This window comes from Ensifer sp. (assembly GCF_035999185.1).
In the GTDB taxonomy this organism is placed as follows: domain Bacteria; phylum Pseudomonadota; class Alphaproteobacteria; order Rhizobiales; family Rhizobiaceae; genus Ensifer.
The window spans coordinates 1-17,413 of the sequence record NZ_DASYHB010000093.1 but is presented as its reverse complement, the minus strand read 5'-3'; the positions used below and the strand labels follow the sequence as shown (position 1 = coordinate 17,413).

The 17,413-nt window shown below is 63.8% G+C and carries 15 protein-coding genes; 8 read left to right on the top strand and 7 right to left on the bottom strand.

Translation table 11 applies throughout. The annotated features are described in order from the left end of the window. Window positions 1-1,950, bottom strand: coding sequence for a PrkA family serine protein kinase (locus VGO04_RS09190; protein WP_327495640.1), 1,950 nt, complete (start codon window positions 1,948-1,950; stop codon window positions 1-3). 374 nt (window positions 1,951-2,324) lie between these two features. Here VGO04_RS09190 and VGO04_RS09185 point away from each other — a divergent pair, with 374 nt between their 5' ends. The 8 genes from VGO04_RS09185 (at window position 2,325) to VGO04_RS09150 (ending at window position 11,421) form a co-directional block, all read left to right on the top strand. Further along, window positions 2,325-3,320, top strand: coding sequence for an MsnO8 family LLM class oxidoreductase (locus VGO04_RS09185; RefSeq protein WP_327495639.1), 996 nt, complete (start codon window positions 2,325-2,327; stop codon window positions 3,318-3,320). Window positions 3,321-3,341: 21 nt separating this feature from the next. Then, window positions 3,342-4,691, top strand: coding sequence for an LLM class flavin-dependent oxidoreductase (locus VGO04_RS09180; protein ID WP_327495638.1), 1,350 nt, complete (start codon window positions 3,342-3,344; stop codon window positions 4,689-4,691). Window positions 4,692-4,713: 22 nt separating this feature from the next. After that, window positions 4,714-5,901, top strand: coding sequence for a M20 aminoacylase family protein (locus tag VGO04_RS09175; protein ID WP_327495637.1), 1,188 nt, complete (start codon window positions 4,714-4,716; stop codon window positions 5,899-5,901). Window positions 5,902-5,923: 22 nt separating this feature from the next. Further along, the gene (locus VGO04_RS09170) at window positions 5,924-6,478 is read left to right on the top strand and encodes a GNAT family N-acetyltransferase (RefSeq protein ID WP_327495636.1); all 555 of its coding nucleotides are present in this window, start codon (window positions 5,924-5,926) and stop codon (window positions 6,476-6,478) included. Window positions 6,479-6,539: 61 nt separating this feature from the next. After that, complete coding sequence (locus VGO04_RS09165; RefSeq protein WP_327495635.1) at window positions 6,540-8,315, top strand: amino acid ABC transporter permease/ATP-binding protein; 1,776 nt, start codon at window positions 6,540-6,542, stop codon at window positions 8,313-8,315. Window positions 8,316-8,388: 73 nt separating this feature from the next. Next, window positions 8,389-9,333: an ABC transporter substrate-binding protein gene (locus VGO04_RS09160; protein WP_327495634.1), complete on the top strand. Its 945-nt coding sequence runs from the start codon at window positions 8,389-8,391 to the stop codon at window positions 9,331-9,333. Between the two features lie 68 nt (window positions 9,334-9,401). Next, a complete protein-coding gene (locus VGO04_RS09155; protein WP_327495633.1) occupies window positions 9,402-10,334 on the top strand; it encodes an ABC transporter substrate-binding protein in 933 nt (310 codons plus the stop codon). Window positions 10,335-10,344: 10 nt separating this feature from the next. Further along, a complete protein-coding gene (locus VGO04_RS09150) occupies window positions 10,345-11,421 on the top strand; it encodes an LLM class flavin-dependent oxidoreductase (RefSeq protein WP_327495632.1) in 1,077 nt (358 codons plus the stop codon). Window positions 11,422-11,681: 260 nt separating this feature from the next. Here the strand turns inward: VGO04_RS09150 and VGO04_RS09145 are convergent, their stop codons facing one another. The 6 genes from VGO04_RS09145 to VGO04_RS09120 all read right to left on the bottom strand — a co-directional run. Continuing rightward, entirely contained in the window at window positions 11,682-13,373 is a 1,692-nt protein-coding gene (locus tag VGO04_RS09145) for an aconitase X (protein ID WP_327495631.1), read from the bottom strand. Then, on the bottom strand, window positions 13,370-14,371 hold the full coding sequence (locus tag VGO04_RS09140) for a 4-hydroxyproline epimerase (RefSeq protein WP_327495630.1): 1,002 nt from the start codon (window positions 14,369-14,371) through the stop codon (window positions 13,370-13,372). Before VGO04_RS09140 ends, VGO04_RS09145 begins: the two co-directional genes overlap by 4 nt. Before the next feature lie 13 nt (window positions 14,372-14,384). After that, the gene (locus tag VGO04_RS09135; protein ID WP_327495629.1) at window positions 14,385-15,635 is read right to left on the bottom strand and encodes an FAD-binding oxidoreductase; all 1,251 of its coding nucleotides are present in this window, start codon (window positions 15,633-15,635) and stop codon (window positions 14,385-14,387) included. Window positions 15,636-15,642: 7 nt separating this feature from the next. Next, complete coding sequence (locus VGO04_RS09130) at window positions 15,643-16,365, bottom strand: amino acid ABC transporter ATP-binding protein (RefSeq protein WP_113540834.1); 723 nt, start codon at window positions 16,363-16,365, stop codon at window positions 15,643-15,645. Then, window positions 16,358-17,008: an amino acid ABC transporter permease gene (locus VGO04_RS09125; RefSeq protein ID WP_065373387.1), complete on the bottom strand. Its 651-nt coding sequence runs from the start codon at window positions 17,006-17,008 to the stop codon at window positions 16,358-16,360. The genes VGO04_RS09130 and VGO04_RS09125 overlap by 8 nt, the downstream gene beginning before the upstream one ends. 12 nt (window positions 17,009-17,020) lie before the next feature. Continuing rightward, window positions 17,021-17,413, bottom strand: a 393-nt coding sequence (locus tag VGO04_RS09120; protein ID WP_327495628.1) for an ABC transporter permease subunit, incomplete at its 5' end; no start/stop codon positions are given.

Sequence of the window (17,413 nt, the reverse complement as noted above, 5' to 3'; positions counted from 1 at the left end):
TCAGCCCGCCTTGTTGACCCGCATGTACCAGTCGACCAGTCGCCGGACCTGACGCTCGGTGTAGCCGCGCTGGGTCATGCGCTGGACGAATTCGGCATGCTGTTTCTCGGTCGAGCTGTCCTTCTTCGAGCCGAAGCTGATAACCGGCAGCAGGTCTTCCACCTGTCCGAACATGCGCTTCTCGATCACGTCGCGAAGTTTCTCGTAGCTCGTCCAGGAGGGGTTGCGCCCGTGGTTCTTGGCACGGGTGCGCAGGGTGAATTTCACGACTTCGTTGCGGAAGTCCTTGGGGTTGGCAATGCCGGCCGGCTTTTCGATCTGCGACAGTTCGCTGTCCAAGATTTCCCGGTTGAGGATTTGTCCGGTGTCGGGATCTTTGAAGTCCTGGTCCTCCAGCCAGGCGTCGGCATAGGCGATGTAGCGGTCGAAGAGGTTCTGCCCGTATTCGCTGTAGGATTCCAGATAGGCCTTCTGGATCTCGTGGCCGATGAACTCGGCATAGCGGGAGGCGAGTTCGGACTTGATGAAATCGAGGTAGCTCGCTTCCGTTTCTTTCGGGAACTGTTCGCGGCGGATCGCCTGTTCCAGGATGTACATGAGGTGCACCGGATCGGCCGCGACCTCCTTGGTGTCGTAGTTGAAGGTCTCTGACAGCACCTTGAAGGCAAAGCGGGTGCTGATGCCGGTCATGCCCTCGTCGACGCCGGCGGCATCGCGATATTCCTGCACCGACTTCGCCTTGGGGTCGGTGTCCTTCAGGTTCTCACCGTCATAGACCCGCATTTTGGTGTAGAGCGGTGAGTTCTCGTGGCGGGCAAGGCGGGTCGAGACGGTGAAGCGGCTGAGGCTTTCGAGCACTTCCGGCGCGCAGGGGCTCTTCGTCAGCTCGCTTTCGCGCAGCAGTTTTTCATAGATCAGGCGTTCTTCTGTAACGCGCAGGCAATAGGGCACCTTGACTACCAGGATACGGTCGAGGAAGGCCTCGTTGTTTTTGTTGTTCTTGAACTGCAGCCATTCGGACTCGTTCGAATGCGCAACGACGATGCCCTGGTAGGGGAAGCCGCCGAAGCTTTCCGTGCCGTTGTAATTGCCCTCCTGGGTGGCCGTCAGCAATGGGTGCAGCACCTTGATCGGCGCCTTGAACATTTCGACGAATTCGAGCAAGCCTTGCGTCGTGCGGTTGAGGCCGCCGCTGTAGGAGTAGGCGTCCGGGTCGGCCTGGCTGTAGTTTTCAAGCTGGCGAATGTCCACCTTGCCAACCAGCGAGGAAACGTCCTGGTTGTTCTCGTCGCCGGGTTCCGTCTTGGCGATCGCGACCTGGCGCAGGCGAGACGGCATCAGCTTGACGACGCTGAATTTCGATATGTCGCCGTCGACTTCGTCGAGCCGCTTTGTCGCCCAGGGCGAAATCAGGCCGGTCAGCCGGCGTCTTGCGATCCCGTATTTGTCTTCCAGCAGGTCGGCCATGCGGTCCGGATGGAAGAGGCCCAGGGGCGATTCGAAGACGGGGCTCACCTTGCCGCCGACCGCCAGCGTGTAGATCGGCTGCTGCTCCATCAGTTTCTTCAGCCGCTCGGCGAGCGACGACTTGCCGCCGCCGACGGGGCCGAGCAGGTAGAGGATCTGCTTGCGCTCCTCGAGGCCCTGCGCGGCGTAGCGGAAATAGCCGACGATGCGTTCGATCGTATCTTCCATGCCGTAAAAGTCGGCGAAGGATGGATAGATCTTGACGGTTCGGTTGGAGAAGATGCGACCGAGGCGCTCGTCCGCGCTCGTATCGATCAGGGTCGGACTACCGATCGCCGTAACCATCCGCTCCTGCGCGGTGGCATACATGCTTTTGTCGTCACGACATGCGAGGAGGTATTCCTGAAGGCTGATTTCTTCTTGCGCTGCACTGCTGTAGATCTCCGAGAAGAGATCGAAGACGTCGCATTCGCTCTTTTGCATCATGCTCTCCCGCGGCCGCTGGCTGAGACGGGGATCGCTGCTTATCGGCTCGCTCATTCGAATAAACGGCGTCCCATTCGCAAAGTTCCTTCAGAGTACTCGCTTTCTTGTGATTCTCGAAGGGGTTGCTTTCAATGTTTGAAAGATCGTGAACGGAGCGTCACGAAATTTGATCGCGTTCCGGCTAGGTAAGGCCATTCGACGCCTCCAACCACCTTTCGGCGATCCCTATTGCTCGCGTGCGCGCAAAGGTGGCGACGCTGATTTTCTCCATCTCAGCGCGGAAATAGAATTGCATTCCTTATAATGCATATAGTCTATGTGTTTTATAGATTAATGCGGTGAGCGACCGCGGCAATCAGGAACACGGCGACATGTCCTATCTGCTCAGCCTTCTCGACAAGAGCCCTCTCGACCCGGGGCAAACCGGGGCCGAGGCCCTGCAGGCAACCGTGCGCCTTGCGGCTCGTGCCGAGGAACTGGGTTATCATCGCTTCTGGGTCGCCGAGCATCACAACATGTCGAGCCTTGCAAGCTCGGCGCCGGAAACCCTGATTGCCTATCTGCTGGCAAGAACGTCGAAGATCCGCATCGGTTCCGGCGGCGTGATGCTGCAGCACTACAGCGCCTACAAGGTGGCCGAGAGCTTCAATCTGCTCGCGAGCCTTGCGCCATCGCGCGTCGATCTCGGCGTCGGCAAGGCGCCGGGCGGCTTTCCGCTTTCGACGAGGGCGTTGCAGGTCGGGATCGACCCGGCTCTACGGCCGAGTTTTCCGGAGCAACTGGCTGATCTCAACCGCTATCTCCTGGCAGGCGGCGGCTCGGCTTCGGAATTGCTGGCAACGCCGCTGCCACCCGTTGCGCCCGAGCGCTTCCTGCTCGGCGCAAGCGTCGACAGTGCCCTGCTTGCCGCCGAAAAGGGCTGGAAGCTCGTCTTTGCCGGCCATCTCAACGGCGATCCCGACAATCTGCAAAGAACGTTCGATGCCTATGAGCGCGCGACCGAAGGCAAACGGCCGCTGCTGGCTCTGGCAGCCCTTGCTGCCGACAGCGAAGAGCGGGCGCGGGCGCGTGTCGCCGACCTGAAGATCTTCAAGCTGCTCTTCGGCAACGGCCAGAGCGTCAATGTCGGCAGTGAGGACCAGGCGGCCGAATACGCCCGCCAGGCCGGCATCAGCGATTACCGCGTCGAGGAAAAGACGCCGAGCGTGCTCACCGGGACGGCACTTCAGGTGCGCCGGGAACTCGACGATCTGCACCGGCGCTACGGCGTCGAGGAGTTCGTCATCGACACGCCGTCCGTCGGGACCGCCGAACGCGTCGCCTCGATCGAACTCATCGCGCAAGAGCGGTTGTCTCTTGCCGCTTGATCATTCCGGGAAGGATCTGTCATGACCAAGAAGAACGTCACTTTCGGCATCATGCTGCAGGGACCAGGCGGCCACATGAACGCCTGGAAACATCCAAGCGGGCCCGCCGATGCCAGCGTCAACTTCGGCTTCTTTGTCGACACGGCGCGCAAGGCCGAAGCTGCCGGCATCGCCTTCGCCTTCGTCGCCGACGGCCTCTACATCAACGAGCAGTCGATCCCGCATTTCCTCAATCGTTTCGAGCCCTTGACCATCCTGTCGGCGCTCGCCGCTTCGACCTCCAAGATCGGTCTGGTTGGTACGGTCTCGACCTCCTACAGCGACCCGTTCACCGTCGCCCGCCAGTTTGCCTCGCTCGATTTGATCAGCGGCGGCCGCGCCGGCTGGAACGCGGTGACCTCACCGCTCGAAGGGTCCGGCCGCAACTACGGCCGCGAGCATCCCGAGCACGAGCTGCGCTACGAAATCGCCGACGAATATCTCGACGCGATCAAGGGGCTCTGGGACAGCTGGGACGACGACGCCTTCGTACGTGACCGGATAACCGGCGTCTATGCCGACAAGACGAAGCTGCGACGGCTCAACCACAAGGGACGGTTCTTCCGGATCGAGGGCCCGCTCAACATCGAGCGTTCAAGACAGGGGCAGCCTGTTGTGTTCCAGGCGGGTGCCTCCGATTCCGGCGTCCGGCTTGCCGGCAAACATGCCGATGCGGTGTTTACCAACGGCGGTCCGATCGAGGATGCCAAGGCCTTCTACAAGCAGGTCAAGCAAAGTGCGGTGGCGCAAGGGCGCGGAACGTCCGAGATCGGCATCTTCCCGGGCATCGGACCGGTCGTCGGCGCGACCGCGGAGGAGGCCGAGGCCAAGTACCGCGCTATCCGCGATCTGGTGACGATCGAGGAAGCGCTGCTTTATCTCGGGCGCTTCTTCGACCATCACGATTTCAGCGCCTATCCGCTCGACGCGCCATTTCCTGACATCGGCGACATTGGCAAGAACAGCTTTCGCGCCACGACCGACCGCATCAAAAAGACGGCGCGTGAGACCGGCGCGAGCCTGCGCGAGATCGCGCTCGATGTCGCGACACCAAGAACCGCCTTCATCGGTACGGCCGACCATATCGCCGACGAGATCATCCGCTGGATCGACGAGGACGCCGCCGACGGTTTCATCCTCGGTTTCCCGGTGATCGCCGAAGGGCTTGCCGACTTCGCGGCCCACGTCCTGCCGATCCTCAAACGCCGTGGCTACTTCAAGCCCCAGCTCGAAGGCGAAACGTTGCGAGACCATCTGGGTCTCCCCTACCGCGAAAGCCGTTACGCGGCACCGGAAGCGGATGTTGAACGGGGGAGGGCCGTCGGGGCCTGACGGCTTCGGCGGAAGCGCGCCCATGAACCTCATCCTTACCGACACCCAGAGATCCGCCGCGGTCGAGCGTGGCCTTGCCACCTTTCTCGACGAGATCGTCGCTGTCAGGCGCGACCTGCACCAGCATCCCGAGCTTGCCTTTCAGGAGAAACGCACCAGCGGCCTCATCGCCGATCTGCTCACCTCCTGGGGCTACGAGGTCAGCCGCGGCATCGCCGGCACCGGCATCGTTGCGTCTCTCCGGCGCGGTCAAGGCGGTAAGGCGATCGGTCTTCGCGCCGACATGGACGCCCTGCCGATCGAGGAAGCGACGGGGCTTGCCTATGCCAGCCGCCACAAGGGCGTGATGCACGCCTGCGGCCATGACGGGCACACGGCGATCCTGCTCGCCGCCGCCCGCTTCCTGGCCGAGGAGGGGCGCTTCAACGGCACGCTGCGGGTGATTTTCCAGCCGGCCGAAGAAATCGGTGCCGGCGCCCGCAAGATGCTGTCGGAGGGGCTGTTCGAGCGTTTTCCGGTCGACGCCATCTTCGGCTTGCACAACTGGCCGGGCGTGCCCGCCGGCCGTTTCGGCTTCGTCGCCGGTCCCGCCATGGCGTCTGTGGACCAGGCCAACATCACGGTCGTCGGCAAGGGCGGGCATGGTGCTGAGCCGCATCTGACCGTCGATCCGGTGCTGGCAACGGCATCGCTGATCACGGCACTTCAGAGCCTGGTGTCACGCAATGTCGACCCGCAGCATATGGCCGTCGTCACCGTCGGCTCCATTCATGGCGGCCAGGCATCGAACGTCATTCCCGAGAGCGTTTCCTTGAGGCTGACCCTGCGGGCCTTCAATGGCGAGGTCCGTCGCCTGCTTGGCGAGCGTGTTCAGGCACTGGCGCGGGCGCAGGCGGAAAGCTTTGGTGCAAGGGCTGATGTCGACTACCGCCTCGGCTTCCCGGCACTCGTCAACCACGCGCATGAAACGGATTTTGCCCGTGGGGTCGCTTTGAAGGCGCTCGGGCCCGACGCGGTTATTTCCGACTTCAAGCCGCGCACGGCCAGCGAGGACTTTGCGTTCTTCCTCGAGGAGAAGGCGGGCAATTACGCCTTCGTCGGGAACGGCGACAGCGCGTCCCTTCACAGCGCTGAGTACGACTTCAACGACGCAATAATCGCACCGGCCGCCCGCTACTGGGTCCGGCTGGTGGAAACTTATCTCGCATGACGACCAAGGGATGGCGAAAGACATGAGCGACACGTTTCTCTACACCACGCCCCTCGATCCCCGCGCCAAGCCGCTGATCGACGAGTTGATCGTCGAATATGACAGCCGTTACGGCAATTACTTCAGCGAGGAGGGGGCGGCTGCCGAAATGAACCGCTACCCGGCGGAAGTCTTCGCCCCGCCGCATGGCGGCAATTTCGTGCTCCTGGTTCGCAACGGCGAAACCATCGGCGGCGGTGCCTTCAGGCACTATGACGACCGCACCGCCGAGTTCAAGCGGATCTGGACGCGCTCCGATCTCAGGCGTCAGGGGCTGGCGCGCAAGGTGCTCTTCGAACTCGAGGCGCAGGCGGCACGCCAGGGTTATTCGCGCATCTATTTGACCACCGGCTTTCGCCAGCCGGAGGCGGTCGGTCTCTACCTTGCCAACGGCTATACGGCGCTCTTCGACGTCGACGCCGATCCGGAAGTCTACAAGACGCTGCCCTTCGAGAAGAACATCTCCCATCTGGTCACCACACTGGCGTTTCTGGCCGAAGTGCCGCCGCCACAGCCACAGGCCGCGAGCCACGCCTGACCGTGATTGACCGCGCCGGTCGCAAGCGCCGGACGCCCCCGATTTCAAGAGAGGATCCAAAATGGCAGTTCTGAGCGATCTCGCCGGCGCGCCCGGCGTCAGCCGCACCAGCGAGCCGAACCCGGGCTACGCGCACTATCGGATCGTGCCGGCACGTCATCCGGGCCGCGCGCTCGGTACCTTGTTTGCCGCACTTGTCATTGCCGGCGTGCTCTATTCGGTACTGACCAATCCGCGCTGGGGCTGGCCGGTCTTTGCCGAATGGTTCTTCGCCGAACCGGTGTTGGCGGGGCTCGGTCGAACCCTGCTCTTGACCGCGCTTGCCACCGTCTCCGGCTCGCTGCTTGGGACGGCACTGGCACTTGCCCGCGTGTCCAAGTCTCCGCTGCTTGCGAGCCTCTCCTTCGGCTACATCTGGCTGCTGCGATCCATCCCGTTGATCGTGCTTCTGCTGGTACTCAACAATCTCGGCTACCTCTACGAGACCATTGCGATCGGCGTACCCTTCACCGACACGGTCTGGCTGAACTACCCGACGACGCAGCTGTTGACGCCGTTTGCAGCGGCTTTCCTCGGTCTGACCCTCAATCAGTCGGCCTTCTTCGCCGAGATCGTGCGTGGCGGCATTCTCGCCGTAGATCAGGGTCAGCATGAGGCCGCCGCCGCCCTCGGCCTGCCGCGCCGCCGTCAGGCCTTCCGTATCGTCCTGCCCCAGGCGATGCGCTCGATCCTGCCCACTGGCTTTAACGAGATCATCGGTCTCGCCAAGGGCACGTCGATGGTCTACGTGCTGGCGCTGCCGGAACTCTTCTACACGGTGCAGGTCATCTACCGCCGCAATCTCGAGGTCATCCCGCTGTTGATGGTGGCGACCGTCTGGTACCTGGTGATCATGACCGGGCTCTCGATCGCCCAGCACTATATCGAGCGCTATTATTCGCGCGGCGCTGTGCGCAATCCGGTGCCGCTGCCTTTTCAGGCGCTTGTTGCACGCTTTCGTCGGCCGCTGCCGGAGGTCGCAGGCCAGAAGGCCGGAGCCGCCCGAACCGGTTTTCGCGACGCACAGGTTCTGCGCACCGGCGGCAACGTGCATGTCCACGGCATATCCAAGAGCTTCGGGCCGCTCAAGGTTCTCGACCGGGTCGAATTGAACCTGTCGGCGGGCAGCGTCACGGCGATCCTCGGACCGTCGGGTTCCGGCAAATCCACCCTGCTAAGGGCAATCAACCATCTGGAGCGGGTGGACGACGGCTTCATCGCGATCGACGGCGAACTCGTCGGCTACAGCCAGAAGGGCGACACGCTCTATGAACTCAACGAAACGGAGATTTTGAAACGGCGCGCCGATATCGGCATGGTCTTCCAGAACTTCAACCTCTTCCCGCATCTGACCGTGCTCGAAAACCTGATCGAGGCGCCCGTTCACGTGCGTGGCCTCAGCCGGGATGAGGCGGTGCGCCTCGCTCAGGACCTTTTGGATCGCGTCGGCTTGAGCGACAAGATCAACGCCTATCCGCGCCAGCTCTCCGGCGGCCAGCAGCAACGTGTTGCGATTGCCCGGGCGCTGGCGCTTCGCCCGAAGGTGCTGCTCTTCGACGAGCCGACCTCGGCGCTCGACCCGGAACTCGTCGGCGAGGTACTCGACGTCATCAAGGAACTCGCCCGCACCGGCACGACGCTCGTCATCGTCACCCACGAAATCGGCTTTGCCCGCGAGGTCGCCGACACCGTCGTCTTCATGGAGGCGGGTCGTGTGCTGGAGGCAGGGCCGCCGGCGCAGGTCTTTGCCGACGCCAAGCATCCGCGCACCCGCGAATTTCTAGCGCGCGTTCTCTGAAATCGCTGTCTGCCATTTGCCGATGGCGAAGCTCTGTCAACACCAGCAACCAAGGATTGAAAAGGAAAGAGACATGACAATACTCGACACTGCAAAGTTGCTTCTGGCCGGCGCCGTTACGGCCGTGACCCTCGGCTTCAGCCCCGTCCAGGCAGAGGAGAAATTCGACCTCAGCCCCGACACGTCGAACCGTGTGCGCACGGAAAAGAACGAAGCCGCGATCAAGGCGATCGCCGCCGACTTCAAGTTCGTAAATCCGGGCAAGTTCACCGTTGCCATCAACCCGTGGGATCCGCCGATTGCCACCTATGCCTCGGATTCGAAGACCGTCGTCGGCGCCGATCCGGATGTCGCTTCGCTTCTCGCCGACAGTTTCGGCCTTGAGCTTGAGCTCGTGCCCGTCGCTTGGGCGGACTGGCCGCTCGGTGTGGCCTCCGGCAAGTACGATGCCGTCATCAGCAACGTCACGGTGACCGAGGAGCGCAAGGAGAAGTTCGATTTCTCCACCTACCGCAAGGACGTGCTCGGCTTCTTCGTCAAGTCCGACAGCAAGATCACCGAAATCAAGGAACCGAAGGACGTCGCCGGGCTGAAGGTGATCACCGGTGCGGGCACCAACCAGGAGAAGATCATTCTGGAGTGGGACCGCCAGAACGTCGCTGCCGGGCTGCAGCCGATCGAGGTGCAGTATTACGACGATCGCGCCGCCGGCGATCTCGCCTTGCAGTCGGGCCGCGCCGATGTCGAGTTCAATCCGAACGCGACGCGGGCCTATGCCGCCTCGATCAAGAACAACACCAAGGTCGTCGGCATCGCCAGTGGCGGCTGGCCGCTGACAGCCGAAATTGCGGTGACCACCCGCAAAGGCGGTGGCCTTGCCGATGCCGTCACCGTCGCGCTCAACGACCTGATCAAGAACGGAAAATACGGCGAAGTGCTGAAGCGCTGGAGCCTCGGCGCCGAAGCCGTCGATGCCGCCCAGACCAACCCGCCCGGCCTGCCGAAGAGCGGTTCCTGATCTTGTACCCGCGGATCGGCGGTACCACCGCCGATCCGGCTCTTGCATTTCAATCGGAGACCTCCTGCATGACCGGCAAGTCCGCCTTTCCCCTTCTCGCCGCCACTGCGGCAGTCCTTCTGCTTGTCGGCTCGGCCGTTGCCGATACCGGCTTTGATCTCAGCCCCGAACAGCCGGGGCGCATCCACGCTGATCGCAACGAGGCGGCTGTCGCTGCAATCCCCGCCGATTTCAAGTTCGTGACGCCGGGCAAGTTCACTGTCGGGGTCAGCCCGGGCGGTCCGCCGCTTGCGACCTACGCCACCGACGCTCGCACCGTCATCGGAGCCGATCCGGAATATGCCGGTGCTATCGCCAACAGTCTCGGATTGGAGCTGGAACTGGTGCCCACAGCCTGGATCGACTGGCCGCTGGGGTTGACATCGGGCAAGTACGACGCAGTCATCTCCAATGTCGGCGTCACCGAGCAGCGCAAGGAAAAATTCGACTTCTCGACCTATCGCCAGGGCCTGCACGGCTTCTTCGTCAAGGCCGACAGCGGCATCACGGTGATCAAGGAGCCGAAGGATGCAGCGGGCCTCAGGATCATCGTCGGCGCCGGCACCAATCAGGAGCGCATCCTGCTCAAGTGGAGCGCGGAGAATGTCGCGGCCGGCCTGAAACCCTTGGAGCTGCAATACTACGACGACGAGGCGACGAGCCTGGTGGCGCTCTCCTCGGGGCGCGCCGACGTCATCGTCCAGCCACATGCGCAGCTCGTGTTCATCGCCGCCCGCGACAAGAACATCAAGCGCGTCGGTACTTTGAGCGCCGGCTGGCCGGAGCGCTCGGACGTGGCGATTACCACCCGCAAGGGCAGCGGCCTTGCCAACGCGCTGACCATCGCCACCAACGGCCTCATCGAAGACGGCACCTATGCGAAGGTCCTGGAGCGCTGGCACCTGCAGGAAGAAGCGCTGCCGAAGTCCGAGACCAACCCGCCTGGCCTGCCGAAGTTCTGAGGCGCCAGGAATGACCAACATATCCATCAGCCAGATCGGTTTCCTGAGCCCCGGCAACTATGCGCCCGAAAATCCGTTAGACGGGCTCGAAAAGACTCTGTCGCTGCTGCAGTACGGCGAGGCGCTCGGCTTTGCCAGCGCCTGGGTGCGCCAGCGGCATCTGGAGCCGGGCATCTCGTCGGCCGCCGCCTTTTTGGCGGCCGCCACTCAACGGACGAGTCGTATCGAGCTCGGCACCGCCGTCATCCCGATCGGTTACGAGAACCCCTACCGGTTGGCGGAGGATCTCTCGACCGTCGATGTGCTGTCACGCGGCCGGCTGAACGTGGGTCTCAGCGCCGGCAAGCCGCCGCATCTCGATTTGATCGGACCGCTTGCCTTTGATGGCGACTGGTCGGCCTATGATTTTTCCCATCAACGGGTCCTGCGATTTCAGGAGAACCTGCGCAGCAATTTGCTCGGCGACGATGATACTGTGATCAAGACGCCTTTCGGCGCCAAACGGCCGCGGCTGCAGCCACACGCGAAAGGTCTCGCCGACCGGCTCTGGTATGGCGGCGGATCGCTGCGCTCGGCAAGCTGGGCCGGCAGCCACGGCTTCAACCTCCTGATCGGCAACGTGACGACGGGTGAGGAAACGGATGCATTTTTCGTAGCGCAGGCGCGACAACTGGCGCTCTATCGCTCCTCGGGCGGTGAGGGCAAGCGCGTGGCGCTCGGCCGGGTGATCGTGCCGCTCGACGGTGCCGATGCCGCGACCCGCAGGCGCTACCGGGACTATGCGGCCGGCCGTTTCGAGCGCACGCTGACGCCACAAGGCGAGCGGCGCACGCTTTATGCGGCCGATCTGGTTGGCAGTGCCGACGAAATCCTGGAGCGGCTGTTTGCCGATCCTATCCTGCCTCACGTCAGCGAACTCCGGCTGGAGCTGCCCTACGAATTCGAAGAGGACGAGTATCGGCAGATCCTCGAGGATTTTGTGCGGCTGATTGCGCCGGAACTCGGATGGAACGGCGCGCTGTCCTTGAAGCCTGCACCGATTGATATCGAAACCGGGCCCGTCCGTCGTCCGGTCCGCGGGCGCTGAGCTGGGATCCAGCATGAGGTCGGCGCTGCGAAGGCCGGCGCGACAGGCTACTGGCGAAGGCACGACCCGCTCGTCACCCCGTGGACGGGCTGCCGGAACCGGCGATGCGGGTGCTAAGGCAACGGGACGCCGATCGCGCGCTCGACTTGTTGCGCGGCACGCTGTCGGCGAGCCACCGCGCCAGATCGCGTTTGCCTTTCGTCGCGTGCCCGTCTCGACGACGTCGCCACGCAGCGGGAAGCAGGCTCGAACCTGACCCCTCAGGAGAGCCAGGTCGGAAGACGCGCCGGGGCGCGGCCAGTCAGCGCCGCCTCGACGCAGTCGGCGAGGCTGCCGAAGCGCACGGCACGGCCGGAAAGGCCGGGGCCGTAGTGGGCGTATTTGCCCGAATTGGTCATCAGCGCCCGCGTCCTCGTCGGGAACACAGGCTCAGAGATCGAGCACCAGCAGAGATCGGGCAGGACCTGGATACCGCTCGCCTCCAATCGGGCAAGAAGTCCTTCGGCGCGAGCAGCGGCGATCGCGTCGCGTCCGGCGGTGACGATGACGGCGACATCGCCGTGTCGCTTGCGGCCGTTGATGGCGTCGGCGAGCGCCCGGCATTCCTCAAGCGAGGCATGCGGACTGCCGATCGCGACAAGCTCGACTTCGGCAGGGCCGTCGTTCAGGAGCGACCAGGCTGCAGTCATATCGGCGCGGGTGATCGTCGTGTGATCGGCGTCGTCGGCCGCAGCGCCTTCCGCTTCCGGCGTCACGCCGTCCACATGCAGCATGGGTGCGGCCGAGGTCGTGCCGAAAGCGGCGCAAAGGGCCTTCATGTCGTCGCGTGAAGGCTTTGCGGAAGCGAGCCCGCGCAGCAACGGAATGCGGTCGGGTGAAGCTTTGCCGGCGAGGTAGCCTATCAGCGGCCAGAAGGCATCGTCGATCGCTTCCGGCAATTCGACGTCTATGATGCGGGCAGCCTTGCGCGGCGCGTCGAGATAGACGCCCGAGAGCGGCGCGCGGCCGGTGAGCGCAATGCAAAGGTCGAGGAAGTCGGGGTGTTTTGCCGTGCGGGCGCCAAGCACCGTGTTGGCGAAGATCACGGCATTGGATTCGGCCCAGGCAATCGACTCTCCGGCCTTCGGCGCGCTGTCGAGCAGATAGGGCGAGCAGGTGAAGGTCGGGCGGCAGCCCATGCGCACATAGGCGTCGGCGAGCCGTGCAGCCGGATCGCCGAAACTTTCCGGCACGCCCTGCGCCTTCCAGTTGGCGCGATCGACCGAGATCGCGTTCATGGTCGTCGGAACGCAAACCTTGGCGCCCATGTCGGCCATCTTCTCGGCGAAGGTGAGGTTGGCGGGGCTTGCATAGATGCAGCCGTCGATATGGCCCTGGACGACGTCGATCAGCTTTTCGGCGCCCTGCTGAGCCGCCATCGCCGCGATGATGCGCATCGCCTGCTGGACGGCAATGCCGTCGCGGCCGTCAAGCATGGCGCGGTCGTTGTCGGTCAGATCGAGGGTTGCCGTTGCCGGCGGTTCGACCGCAATCGTCAGGCCATCGGCCTCGATCGCCTTGTCGCTGATCCGTGCCGACTTTGCCTGCGCGAGCGCCTTGAAGGCTTCGCGGGAAAGCCTGAGGACCGGCAAGGACTTGCCGAACATTTCGGCTGCAATCAGCGCGCCGAGCGTCAGCACGTCCTCGGCCTCGCTAAAGATAATCGCTGCCGGCGCTCGGCCGGTGAGCGCCATGTCGAGCAGGACGCCCGAGCCGGTGCAGGAACCGCGGCTCGACGGCATCATCAGGATGCCGCCGGTGAGACAGAGCCCGTGCAGGGGGTGGTGCACGTCGATGACCCGGCCGGTTGCCGGATCGACCCCGCCCCAGAAGCTCAGCGCCTCCTCGGTGGCGATGATCGGGCCATCGGCGGAGCCGGAAAGAATGCTGCGGGCGGAGATCGCTTGGGTCATTTTACGACAAATCCATGTGCAAAGGGGTCGCGGTCATCGATGAAGATCGTGTTGATGCCGGTCATGCGGGCCCAGCCGGCAATCGAGGGGATAATCGCGTCACGGTCGGCGACCTTGGTCGCCGCCTCGACGCGGCCCTTGAACAGCGAGCCGATGATCGACTCGTGCACGAACTCGTCGCCCACCTTCAGCTTGCCCTTGGCAGCAAGCTGCGCCATGCGCGCCGAGGTGCCGGTGCCGCAGGGGGAACGGTCGATCGCCTTTTCGCCGTAGAACACGGCGTTGCGCGCATGTGCCTCGGCGGTCGTCGGCTTGCCGGTCCACTGGATGTGGCTGAGGCCCTGGATCTCTGGATGCTCCGGATGGACGAACTCGTACTTGGCGTTGAGGGCCGCGCGCAACTTCGGGCTCCAGCCGACAAGTTCGCCGGCCGTGTGGTCGGCCATGTCGCGGAAATTCTTCTGCGGCTCGACGATGGCGTAGAAGTTGCCACCATAGGCAACGTCGACAACGATCTCGCCAAGGCCCTCGACCTCGGCAGTCAGCCCTTCGGCATAGAGGAAGCCCGGAACGTTGGTGAGGCGCACTTCCTCGACGAAACGGCCTTCCTGGCGATAGGTGATGTCGACCTTGCCGGCCGGCGCATCGATCGACAGCTTGCCCGGCTCGCGCGGAGTGATGAGGCCGTTCTCGATCGCCATGGTGATGGTGCCGATCGTGCCGTGGCCGCACATCGGCAGGCAGCCCGACGTTTCGATGAAGAGCACGGCGACGTCGCAGTCGGGACGCGTCGGCGGATAGAGGATCGAGCCCGACATCATGTCGTGGCCGCGCGGTTCGAACATCAGGCCGGTGCGGATCCAGTCGAAATCCCGCAGGAAATGCGCCCGCTTCTCCAGCATGTTGGCCCCTTCGAGCCGCGGCCCGCCGCCGGAGACGAGGCGGACCGGATTGCCGCAAGTGTGGCCGTCGATGCAGGAGAAGGTGTGGTTGGCCATGATGTATGCTCTGTCAGAAACGTTGCGGCGAGAAGGGCTTCATGTCGATCGCCGGCTGGTGGCCGGTCAAAAGGTCGGCTACCAGCCGTGCGGTACCGGCCGATTGCGTAAGGCCGAGGTGGCCGTGGCCGAAGGCGTAGACCACGCGGTCGGTGGCACGGGCTCGGCCGATCGCCGGCAGGCTGTCGGGCAGCGACGGGCGGAAGCCCATCCACTGCACGCCGCCTTCGCTTTTCAGGCCCGGCAGGAAAGCCTGCGCCTTCTTCAGCATCGCCTCGGAGCGGCGGAAATTCGGCGGCAGCTTCAGTCCGCCAAGCTCGACGGCGCCGCCGACGCGGATGCCGGTCGAAAGCCGTGTGACGACGAAACCGTGGCCGCCGAAAGTGACTTGTGTACGCAGATCGAAGGCGCTCTGCGGCAGCGTCGTGTTGTAACCGCGCTCGGTCTCAAGCGGAATGCGTTCGCCAAGCGTGCGGGCGACCTGATGCGAGAAGGCTCCGGCCGAGAGCACGACGTGAGGCGCGCGCCGCGAGGTACCGTCCTTGCCGGTCAGCTCGACACCACCGCCGATCGGCTTCAGTGCAGTGATTTCGGCGCGTTCGATGACGCCGCCCTTGGAGCGGAAGTGATCGGAGAGCGCCAGCGTGTAGAGCTTGGGATCTGCGATCGAGAACCAGCCGGGCGTAAAGGTGCCGTGGGTAAAGCGCGGCGCCAGCCCGGGCTGGATCTCGGCCATTTCGGCCGCACCCATGTGGCGGAACTCGATGCCGTGCTCGGCGCGAGCGATCCAGCCGGGAAACGATGCCTTCAGCTCGGCGTCGCTTTCATAGACCTGGAGGTTGCCTTCCTTGCGCAGCATCGGCAGCGTGCCGGTTGCGGACAGGAACGGTTCCAGCTCGGCCTTGGAAAGATCCATGATCGCCGTCTGCGCCGCCGTCGAATGCGCGACGCGGCTGGGCGAACAGGCGCGCCAGAAGCGGAACATCCACGGTGCGATCTGCGCGGCATAGGCCGGCGGAACGCTGAGCGGTCCGAGCGGGTCGAGCAGCCACTTCGGCGCCTTTTTCAGGATGCCGGGCGAGGCGAGCGGCAGGATGTCGGTGAAGGCGAAGGCCCCGGCATTTCCAGCCGAGGCACCCGCCGCCGGGCCTTCCCGGTCGAGCACGGTGACATGAAGTCCCCGTGCCTGGGCGGCGATTGCCGCAGAAAGGCCGACAACGCCGGCGCCGATGACGATCACGTCAGGCTGAACTGCATCCTTCATGATCGGCTCAGTGCGTCGCGGCCAGGAACTTCTGCAGTTCCGGGTCCTTCGGCGCGCCGAAAAGCGCCTCCGGTGCGGCGATTTCGGCCATCACGCCCTTGTGGAAGAAGGCGACGCGGTCGGAGACTTCACGAGCGAACTTCATCTCGTGCGTAACGCAGATCATCGTCATGCCTTCGGACGCGAGCATGCGCAGCGTGTCGAGCACTTCGCCGACGAGCTGCGGATCGAGTGCCGAGGTCACTTCGTCAAACAGCATGTATTCCGGCGACATGGCAAGTGCGCGGGCGATCGCCATGCGCTGCTGCTGGCCGCCCGACATGCGGGTCGGATAGACACCGAGCTTTTCGCCAAGGCCCACGTGCGTGAGCTGCTTGACAGCGATCTCCTCAGCCTTTTCCTTCGACAGGCCCAGCACCTTGCGTGGCGCCAGCGTGACGTTTTCAAGCACGGTCAGGTGCGGGAAAGCATTGAACTGCTGGAAGACGATGCCGAGCTTGCTGCGAAGCTTGTTGAGGTTGGTCGACTTTGCGTGGACCTCGGTGCCGTCGACGAGGATGCGGCCGGCATCGATCGGCTCGAGACCGTTGATGCAGGTGAGCAGCGTCGATTTGCCGGAACCGGAGCCGCCAATGATGGTCAGCACCTCGCCCTTGTTGACGGTGAGGTTAATGCTTTTGAGAACCTCCAGCGAGCCGAAGGATTTGCGAACGTTCTGGATCTCAATCATTGGACCACCGTTTTTCAAGGTAACCGCCGAGCCGGGCGATCGGGAAGCTGATGAGGAAGTAGATGGCGCCGCAGATCAGAAGGATCAGCAGCGGTTCCTGGAGGCGGGTGACGAGCACCTGCGAGGCGCGTAGCAACTCGATCAGGCCGAGCCAGAGCACGAGTGCCGAGTCCTTCATGACGCCGAGCGTCAGGCCGATCCAGGAGGGTAGCGACACGCGGGTCGCAAGCGGCGCCACGATGTAGCGCATGTCCTGCCACCAGGTCATGCCGAGCGAACGGGCCGCACGGCGCGTCGTCGGCGGAACCGACGAGATGCCGCCGCGCACGATCTCGGTGCAATACGCAGCGGTGTAAAGCGACAGCACCACGCAGGAGGTCGTAAACGGCGCCCAGCCGAGCTTGGCGATCGCCTGGAAGGCGTTCGCCAGCACCAACTGGATGAGCAGCGGCACCGAACGGAAGACGTCGAGCACGAAGGTAAGCGGCGCGCCCCAATAGGGGCCGACCTGGTTGCGCACGACGCCGAAAATGATGCCGAGCACGGTGCCGGCCGTCACGGAGACGGCGGTGACCGCGAGCGTCATCAGGGCGCCCTGCAATAGGAAGCCGAGATCAGCGAGGGTGAGGGCGGTATTGAACATCTCTCACCTCTCCTAGTAGCGGAACATGCGCGCGGCGAGCAGACGTGCTCCGAGCGTCACGGCCTTGGCGATCAGGTAGTAGATCACCGCGGCGATTGCGAAGAATTCGAACGTGCGGAACGAGCGGGCGTTCAGCTCCTGGGTGATGCCGGCGAGATCGGTGTTCATGCCGACCGTGACGCCAAGCGAGGTCATCAGGATCGCCCAGACCATCTGGTTGGTGACCGGCAGGAAGGCGATGCGCAGCATCTGCGGCATCACGATGTAGCGGAAGGCCTGGACCGACGTCATGCCGAGCGATCGGCCGGCGCGCGTCTGGGTCTCGGGAATGGCCTTGAGCGCACCGCGGAAATTCTCGGCGAGATAACCGGCGTTGTTGAAGGCGATCCCGACGAGCAACGCCGT

What these genes read in the sequence shown, in the direction of transcription:
- VGO04_RS09190 (WP_327495640.1), bottom strand. Translation starts at nt 1,950, where the DNA reads ATGCAAAAGAGCGAATGCGACGTCTTCGATCTCTTCTCGGAGATCTAC.
- VGO04_RS09185 (WP_327495639.1), top strand. Translation starts at nt 2,325, where the DNA reads ATGTCCTATCTGCTCAGCCTTCTCGACAAGAGCCCTCTCGACCCGGGG.
- VGO04_RS09180 (WP_327495638.1), top strand. Translation starts at nt 3,342, where the DNA reads ATGACCAAGAAGAACGTCACTTTCGGCATCATGCTGCAGGGACCAGGC.
- VGO04_RS09175 (WP_327495637.1), top strand. Translation starts at nt 4,714, where the DNA reads ATGAACCTCATCCTTACCGACACCCAGAGATCCGCCGCGGTCGAGCGT.
- VGO04_RS09170 (WP_327495636.1), top strand. Translation starts at nt 5,924, where the DNA reads ATGAGCGACACGTTTCTCTACACCACGCCCCTCGATCCCCGCGCCAAG.
- VGO04_RS09165 (WP_327495635.1), top strand. Translation starts at nt 6,540, where the DNA reads ATGGCAGTTCTGAGCGATCTCGCCGGCGCGCCCGGCGTCAGCCGCACC.
- VGO04_RS09160 (WP_327495634.1), top strand. Translation starts at nt 8,389, where the DNA reads ATGACAATACTCGACACTGCAAAGTTGCTTCTGGCCGGCGCCGTTACG.
- VGO04_RS09155 (WP_327495633.1), top strand. Translation starts at nt 9,402, where the DNA reads ATGACCGGCAAGTCCGCCTTTCCCCTTCTCGCCGCCACTGCGGCAGTC.
- VGO04_RS09150 (WP_327495632.1), top strand. Translation starts at nt 10,345, where the DNA reads ATGACCAACATATCCATCAGCCAGATCGGTTTCCTGAGCCCCGGCAAC.
- VGO04_RS09145 (WP_327495631.1), bottom strand. Translation starts at nt 13,373, where the DNA reads ATGACCCAAGCGATCTCCGCCCGCAGCATTCTTTCCGGCTCCGCCGAT.
- VGO04_RS09140 (WP_327495630.1), bottom strand. Translation starts at nt 14,371, where the DNA reads ATGGCCAACCACACCTTCTCCTGCATCGACGGCCACACTTGCGGCAAT.
- VGO04_RS09135 (WP_327495629.1), bottom strand. Translation starts at nt 15,635, where the DNA reads ATGAAGGATGCAGTTCAGCCTGACGTGATCGTCATCGGCGCCGGCGTT.
- VGO04_RS09130 (WP_113540834.1), bottom strand. Translation starts at nt 16,365, where the DNA reads ATGATTGAGATCCAGAACGTTCGCAAATCCTTCGGCTCGCTGGAGGTT.
- VGO04_RS09125 (WP_065373387.1), bottom strand. Translation starts at nt 17,008, where the DNA reads ATGTTCAATACCGCCCTCACCCTCGCTGATCTCGGCTTCCTATTGCAG.